Source organism: Aquirufa ecclesiirivi, from assembly GCF_011250515.1.
Classification (GTDB): Bacteria; Bacteroidota; Bacteroidia; order Cytophagales; family Spirosomataceae; genus Aquirufa; species Aquirufa ecclesiirivi.
The window spans coordinates 1-1,292 of the sequence record NZ_JAANOP010000014.1; the positions used below are offsets into that span (position 1 = coordinate 1).

Below are 1,292 nucleotides of genomic sequence, written 5' to 3' on the forward strand. Positions count from 1 at the left end.
AGGGAGTGCTCAATGAACTGTGTCATTGTTTAATAATCTATCTGCGAAGTAAATATTTAATTCGTTTCTAACCGTATTCCAACCAAACATTTTTCCTGACCATTTGGTATTAGCATTGATGGTAGCTAGGTAAATCTGTTTGATAATGGCATCCTCATTGGAAAATGCCCCCTTAGTTTTGGTTACTTTTCTTATCATCCGATGAAAGCTTTCAATGGGATTGGTCGTGTAGATAATCTTTTTGAGTGTGGCTGGATACTTGTAAAAATTCGATAGCCTATCCCAGTTATTTCGCCAACTTCGAAAGATTACGGGGTATTTTGCTCCCCATTTTTCTTCTGCTTGATTCAAATAATGTAATCCAAGGTCTAATGAATTGGCTTGGTATATTTTCTTTAAATCGGCAGTTAGCGCTCTTTGATCCTTCCAGTTCATGTACTTTAAACTATTGCGCATTTGATGAACGATACAAAGCTGTACTTCCGTATTGGGAAACATATCTTCAATAGCATCTCCAAAACCTTTCAGGTTATCAATACAAGCCACACAGATATCATGCACACCTCTAGATTGAAGCTCGTTCAATATTTGACGCCAAAAGGCTGAACTTTCACTATCACCAAAATAGATACCGATCACTTCCTTTTGACCCTCTAAAGATACAGCAAGTATGGAGTAAATGGTTTTGGTCTTAACTATCCCGTTTTCCCTGACTTTAAAATACATCGCATCCAGCCAGATGACTGGATAAACATTCTCTAAAGGCCTATTTTGCCACTCTTTGATCTCGGGGATGATTCGATTTGTAATCGCTGTTAAGGTGCCATCAGAGATGTCTACTCCATACATATCAGACAAATGTTTCTGTATATCTGAGTAGCTATTGCCCATACCAAACAAGCTGATAATTTGTTTATCGATATCACTACTAATACTGGTCTGACGCTTTTCTACCGTAAGAGGCTCAAAAGTGGCATTACGGTCTCGTGGTGAGAAGATTTCAAAACCTCCTAAACTACTTTGAACGTTCTTCGAGATACGACCGTTTCTACGATTCTTTTCGGGTTTACGCGTTTGTTCAAGATGAGAATCTAGCTCTCCCTCAAGGGCGGCTTCTAGAATTTTTTTGATCAAAGGTGTGAATACCCCATCCTTGCCCGTGAAAGGCTTTTTTTGCTTTAATTGTTCTGCGGCTTGCTTGACAAAGGCCTCAAAATCAAATTTCTCTTTTTCCATGGATTGTGTCAATTATTAATTAAGTTAGTAATTGACACAGTTTATTAAGCAGACTC

Annotated in this window: 1 protein-coding gene; it reads right to left on the reverse strand. The window is 38.3% G+C overall.

Annotation, left to right across the window (positions count from 1 at the left end; all coding sequences use genetic code 11):
* Nucleotides 1-9: 9 nt before the first annotated feature.
* Nucleotides 10-1,236, reverse strand: a complete 1,227-nt coding sequence (locus G9H65_RS13225) for an IS256 family transposase (protein ID WP_166375813.1) — start codon at nt 1,234-1,236, stop codon at nt 10-12.
* Nucleotides 1,237-1,292: the final 56 nt, after the last annotated feature.